Origin of the sequence: Paenibacillus oryzae (assembly GCF_001675045.1) — a bacterium.
GTDB lineage: Bacteria > Bacillota > Bacilli > Paenibacillales > Paenibacillaceae > Pristimantibacillus > Pristimantibacillus oryzae.
This window is the reverse complement of the sequence record NZ_LYPA01000052.1, coordinates 99,963-106,288: the sequence shown is the minus strand read 5'-3', so window position 1 is coordinate 106,288 and position 6,326 is coordinate 99,963. Positions and strand designations below refer to the sequence as shown.

The following is a 6,326-nucleotide window of genomic DNA, read 5'->3' as shown; positions in this document are numbered from 1 at the left end:
AAATGACTCATTCGGCATCGAGGCCCTTAGTTCCTGTTTGTTCCAAAAATTCACTTAGTAGAGCACCTAAGTAGTAACGATAAATCGTACAAAATTCCAAACCGTAGCGCTTCTTCGCTCCATTTTGTACGACGAATCGTACAAAATCCCAAACCGCAGCGCTGCTTCGCTCTATTTTGTACGACCAATCGTACAAAATCCCAAATCGCAGCGCTGCTTCGCTCCTTTTTGTACGACCAATCGTACAAAATCCCAAATCGCAGCGCTGCTTCGCTTCATTTTGTACGACGAATCGTACAAAATCCCAAACCATAGCGCTGCTTCGCTCCATTTTGTACGACCAATCGTACAAAATCCCAAACCATAGCGCTGCTTCGCTCCATTTTGTACGACGAATCGTACAAAATCCCAAACCATAGCGCTGCTTCGCTCTATTTTGTACGATGAATCGCACAAAACCCGCAATCGCCCGCTAGTCGGGGCAAGTAACGTTCAACACCTTCGCCTAGCTTCAAACTCATTGTCCCGCAAACCTGGGGCCGTTGAACAAACCTGTTACCGCGAGCTTTCGTTGGACTTTCTCGCCTCCTGGAGATAGCCCTTGTCCTTGAAGAAAAACATGGCGATCAGCGTCACCACATATGGCACCATCATGGTGAAATGAGTCGGCAACGCAAAGCCCTGCAGCCGGATGCTGAGCGATTCCATAAAGCCGAACAGCAGGCTTGCCGCCGCTACGCCAAGCGGATTGGATTGGCCAAGCATGGTGGCTACCAGCGCGATGAAGCCCCTTCCATCCGTCATGCCCTCCGTAAACATCGTTACGTTGCCAAGCGACAACTGGGCGCCTGCAAGGCCGCATAACACGCCGCTCATCAACACGGCTCCGTATTGGATACGGGACACCTTGATGCCAAGGCTCCTGGCCGCCGTCGGATTTTCTCCGGCAGCCAGCAGTCGGAAGCCGGATACCGTTTTGAACAAATAAAACTGAAGGCCGATTACAATCAGGATGGAAATATAGATCAATATGGAGTGTCCCGACAAAAGGTCGCCAAGCCACGGAATATCTTTAATCAGGGGGATGTCCCATTTGGGCAAACCCTTCATATTTTTGTCGTAATAAGCGCCCTTTACATTAAAAATAGCGCGCAGCGCAAAGGTTGTCAAACCTAACGCAAGAAAGTTGAGCGCAATGCCCACAACGATAACATTGGCTTTAAGATGAATGCTCATATAGCCGAGCAATAACGAAAACAGGACGGAGCATATCATGGCAAGCAATACCCCGGCAGCTACGCTGCCTGTCCAATAATTCCCGGCTATGGCAGCAAAAGCGCCAACGAGCATCAGCCCCTCCAGTCCTACGTTAAACAAACCGACTCTGGCACAGATTGCTCCGCCAAGGGCGGCAAGCAAAATTGGCGCAAGCATACGAAGCGCGGAGGCGAACAACGAAACATCAAACAGCTGATCCATTTTTCGACCTCGCTTTCTTGCGCTTGATAAACGATAGTGTCAGCTTGGCGGATACAAACAAAATTAAGGCCGCCTGAATGATGCTAGAAACTTCCAAAGGAACATCCGTGTTGCGCTCCATGCCCATACCCCCGGTTTGCAGCGCCGCAAGCAAGAGCGCGGCCAGCGCCGTGCCAAGGGGGTTGGAGCCGGCAAGCAGAGTGGCCATAATGCCGGACCACGCATATCCAGGCGACGTCAACGCCCCGTCGAGAAAACGGTATTGCGTGCCAAGCACCTCCACGGCTCCCGCCAAACCGGCAAAGCCTCCGCTGGCAAACATGCTTGCGATCATCAACTTGCCGCGCTGCACGCCGCCGTAGCCGGCGAACAGCGGATTGCCGCCTAGCATCGAAATTTCATAGCCTTTAACAGTATGCTTCATGAACAGATACAGCAAAAGCGTTCCCGCAACCGCCAGAATAAATCCGGCATGCAGCGTCATGCCTTGAAACAGCTTCGGCAGCCATGCCGCCTTATCCAGCATAACCGTCTGCGCCATGGCGGCGGAGCCGGTTTTGTCCTTTAACGGATAAGCAGCCATATAGCCCGTAAACAAAGTGGCAATATAGTTGAGAAGAAGCGTAACGATAAGTAAATTAAGCCGAAAACGAGCGTCCAGCCATCCGGCAAACGCCGACCAGATGCCGCCGGCGGTAATGCCAGCCAGCAGCCCCGCAATCATCCTGAGCCAGCCCGGTCCAGGCAAATAAATAACGGTAACAGCGGCCGCCAACGCTCCAAGCACCAGCTGACCCTCCGAGCCCATGTTGAAGAAGCCCGCCCGGAACGCCAGTGCAACGCCTAGACCTATTAAAATAATTGGAGTAGCCCGCGCCAGCGTATTAGTCAGGAAATAGAAGCTGCCGAAGGCCCCCTTCCACATTTCCATATAGGTCTCGCCAACAGAGCCGCCGACAATAAGGATGGCAATGGCCCCAACCGCAAGCCCCGCAATGATGGCAAGCAGCGGCTGCAGCATCGATTGGGCTATATTTTTCAAGCTAAACAACTGCTTTCCCTCCTGCCATCAACAAGCTTATTTTTTCTTCGGTGGCCGCTTCCGCGCTTAGTTCGCCTACCATTTTACCTTCCAGCATAACCAGAATGCGATCCGACAGCTTTAAAACCTCGCTCAGCTCGGAGGATACCAGCAAAATAGCGCCTCCCTCCTGCCGCCTGCGCAGCAGCTCGCCATGGATCATTTCCATCGCGCCGACATCAACGCCCCTGGTAGGCTCCGCCGCAATCAAAAATGGCGTTTCCTGGGCAAGCTCGCGGGCAACAATGAGCTTTTGCAAATTGCCGCCTGACAGATGCTGGGCTTTGGTAGCCAGAGAACCTGTCTTAATGCCAAAACGGCTCACCCATTCGCCAACCATAGCACGAATATCCTTCCGCTCCAGAATGCCAAGGCGCTGATGGCGTTTTGTATGGCCCATCAAACCGTTTTCCGCAACGGTTGCATCCTTGGAAACTCCCCATTGGTAACGGTCCTCCGGAATATGGGCCATTCCCGCTGAACGGATGGCATGAACGGGAGACCCCGCAACCTCCTTGCCCTGCAGCTTGACGCTGCCGGAATCCGGTGCGCACAGCCCGGAAATAACCTGCAGCAGCTCGGATTGTCCATTGCCTGAAATACCGGCTATGCCAACAATTTCGCCTTCGCGCACAGAAAACGTGATGTTGTCCAGAAGCGCCTTGGCCTTCCCGCCCTTGAGGCCGATGCCCGCCAGCTCCAGCACGGGTTTGCCAATCTGAATGCCGGCGCGTGCTTGCTGAACCAGATTACGGCCCACCATCATACGGGACAGCTGCTCCTCATTGCTTTCCGATGCCTTCACCGTACCCGTTACTTCGCCGTCGCGCAGCACCGTAATGACGTCCGCAACCTCAAGCACCTCATTGAGCTTGTGGCTGATCAGAATAAAGCTTTTGCCCTGATCCGCCAGTTGACGAATCGCCAGCAGCAGCTCCTTGACCTCAAGAGGGGTCAAAACGCCGGTTGGCTCGTCCAAAATAATAACCTCCGCGCCCTGATACAGCACCTTTAAAATTTCTATGCGCTGCTGAACGCCGAGCGGACACTCTCCAACCTTTTTCCAGGGATCAACAGGCATGCCGTATTGCTCCGACAGCTTGACCGTTTCAGCGGCGGCGGCTTTTCGGTCGAATAAAACCCCTTTTTCCGGCTCCCGACCGATCACAATATTTTCGGCAACGGTGAACGACGAAAAAAGCATAAAATGCTGATGGACCATCCCGATTCCATTACGGATGGCATCCATCGGACTATTCATGCTTACGGGCCTTCCATTCAGCTTGATCATTCCGCTATCCGGCGTTTCCATACCATATAAAATACGCATCAGCGTTGTTTTGCCTGCTCCGTTTTCTCCAACAAGAGCATGAACCTCGCCTTTGCGCAGCTTAAAGCTGACGCCTTTGTTTGCAGCGACCGAGCCATAACTTTTAGTAATTGCATCCATTTCCAACAACACGGCACGGAGCTCCTCCCGAATGGATTTCAACAAGGAAACCGGCTGCGCATATGAGCAGCCGGTATTTGGGTATTATTGGGCAAGCGGGTTAACCACTTGAATAGTTCCTGATTTGATTTCTTCAGCAATGGCCTTCAGCTTGTCCACGTTTTCCTGTCCAACAAACGGGCTAAGCGCCGACTTGCTGTCGCGAGTAACGAAGGTCAGGCCAACGCCGTCTTCCTTCAGGCCGTAATCCGCGCTGCCGAACTGGAAGGTGCCTTCCACAAAGGCTTTAACGGTTTCGTAAGCTACAGCATCCGTTCCTTTCAGCTGCGACAATACGATGTGCTCAGGATCAAGCTCCGTGCGGTCAACGTCTTGGCCTGAAGCGTACAGGCCGCGTTCCTTGGCGGCTTCAAATACGCCCAGGTCGCCTACAGCAGCCATGCCGGCAATAAAGTCTACGCCTTTGTCATATTGCAGCAGCGCCATCTCTTTGCCTTTTGCGGAATCCGTGAAGCTGCCTACATAATTGATCAGCAGTTCAGCATCGGGATTGGTATGCTTCAAGCCTTGCTCAAAGCCGGATGTATACTTGCTAAGAAGCGGGACATCCATAGCGACAACCGCGCCTACTTTGTTGGTTTTAGTGGAAAGGCCCGCCGCGGCTCCAAGGAGGAAAGCTGCTTCATGTTCGCGGAATACCACGCTGCGAACGTTTGGCTGATCGATAACCGTATCGATAATGGCAAACGACTTGTCCGGATTTTCAGGAGCGATTTTGTTAAGCGCGTCCTCGGCCTGGAACGTTGCCGTAATAATGAGATCATAATTTTCGGCAACCGTCGTGCGCAGGTTTTGTTCAAATGCTGCAGGGTCGGTCGATTCAATCGTTTTAACCTCAACGCCAAACTCTTCGCCCGCGCGCTTGAAGCCTTCATCCATCAGAGCAAAAAACGGGTTAACGCCGATAGCTTCCGGCAGGACCAGCGCGATCCGCTGCTTAGGCTTATCATTGCCGCCGTTTTCGTTTTGGCTGCTTTCATTTTTGCCCGAGTTAGCGTTGCCTGAGTTGGTCGATTTAGCGCCGCAAGCCGCAATAACGCCTACAGCCAAAATCAGGACAAGCAGCAAAGCCATTTGTTTTTTCATATCAAGTTCCCCTTTTCACGATCGTACAGAATAACGTACCGGAATAATGTTTTTCAATTCCTACTTATCCTAGTATTTTTATTGGAATTTGTCAATCCGCAATAATCGACAAATTACCCCTTAATTCTACATTTTTCTATCGTTTATTCAACTAAAGTGTGACATCCGTCACGATTCTGTAACAATAAAGCGTTTTCTTAATCCTGGCTCTCCATATTTTGGCTCATCGTTTGAAACAAATGGATGCCTTGGAGCATATCCTCCATGCTTAGTCCCTTAAACAGCTTGATCATAATATTGCGGCGAACCTCCATCATGCTGCCGACTCCGGCTTTCCCTTTATCCGACAGGGTCAATAATACAGCGCGGCGGTCCTCCTGGCTTCTCTCCCGCTTAATGTAGCCCAGCTCAATAAGACGGTCCGCAATGCCTGTAACGCCTCCACCGGTAATCGACAGCGCCTCCGCCAGCGCGCTGGCCTTCATCGCCCCGTTATCATTTAGCAAAATCAGCATTCTGCCATGCGTCATGCCAAGATTATGCTCGTTGTTTTTATTCCATTCCGATAAGATTTGCTTTCGCACATCGCGAAAAGCCTCGTCCAGTTTATGCATCAATGCCAGCCGTTCATTGTTTATTTCCTCCAAGCCGCGACACTCCCATCTTTGAGCTTTCCGATCATTAATTCAATCAGTATAGCTCTGACCCTTCCCAGCGTCAATTAACAGATGAGGCTTTTTGCCGCAAAACGTCCAAAAAGCGCCATTGCGCAATTAGCGCGTCTGACGCCTTGATTCTGCCGCCCATTGCCTAATGGACGGTATAAATAGGATTATACAATTTGATTGTTGTCATGCTATCGACATCAGGCACCTCGACATGAAGCTCCGCCAGCATCTCCGGAATGCCAGGCATAACCTGATTTCGGTTAAGCAAGCTGCGGCCGCGCTTTTGAAGCTCCTCTACTGATGCCCCGTTTCTTGCGCTTTCCCGCATTTCCGTTATGATCAAAGCCGTGCTTTGAGAATAATCCAGCATCTCTCCTCGCTTCAAACGCCGTTTGGCCAAATCTGCGGCAATAGCCAGCAGCAGTTGCTCCTTTTCTTTTGCCGTCAATGCCATGCGTTCCACCTCTTTATACACTGTTTTCCTTCATTATAAAAGGGCTGT

The 6,326-nt window shown here is 51.6% G+C and carries 7 protein-coding genes; all 7 read right to left on the bottom strand.

Features of this window, described 5'->3' with window-relative positions; genetic code table 11:
* Positions 1–7: 7 nt before the first annotated feature.
* Complete coding sequence (locus A7K91_RS11525) at positions 8–454, bottom strand: hypothetical protein (protein ID WP_156739489.1); 447 nt, start codon at positions 452–454, stop codon at positions 8–10.
* A 101-nt stretch (positions 455–555) separates the two neighbouring features.
* Entirely contained in the window at positions 556–1,479 is a 924-nt protein-coding gene (locus A7K91_RS11520; protein WP_068682771.1) for an ABC transporter permease, read from the bottom strand.
* The gene (locus A7K91_RS11515; protein WP_245697438.1) at positions 1,463–2,530 is read right to left on the bottom strand and encodes an ABC transporter permease; all 1,068 of its coding nucleotides are present in this window, start codon (positions 2,528–2,530) and stop codon (positions 1,463–1,465) included. Before A7K91_RS11515 ends, A7K91_RS11520 begins: the two co-directional genes overlap by 17 nt.
* Positions 2,523–4,022, bottom strand: a complete 1,500-nt coding sequence (locus A7K91_RS11510) for an ABC transporter ATP-binding protein (RefSeq protein WP_068682769.1) — start codon at positions 4,020–4,022, stop codon at positions 2,523–2,525. Before A7K91_RS11510 ends, A7K91_RS11515 begins: the two co-directional genes overlap by 8 nt.
* Positions 4,023–4,094: 72 nt before the next feature.
* Positions 4,095–5,156 carry a BMP family lipoprotein gene (locus A7K91_RS11505; RefSeq protein WP_068682767.1) on the bottom strand — a complete coding sequence of 354 codons (1,062 nt, stop codon included), beginning with the start codon at positions 5,154–5,156 and terminating at the stop codon, positions 4,095–4,097.
* 197 nt (positions 5,157–5,353) lie between these two features.
* Entirely contained in the window at positions 5,354–5,803 is a 450-nt protein-coding gene (locus A7K91_RS11500; protein ID WP_068682765.1) for a MarR family winged helix-turn-helix transcriptional regulator, read from the bottom strand.
* Between the two features lie 163 nt (positions 5,804–5,966).
* Positions 5,967–6,278: an urease subunit gamma gene (gene ureA, locus A7K91_RS11495; RefSeq protein WP_068682763.1), complete on the bottom strand. Its 312-nt coding sequence runs from the start codon at positions 6,276–6,278 to the stop codon at positions 5,967–5,969.
* Positions 6,279–6,326 lie beyond the last annotated feature (48 nt).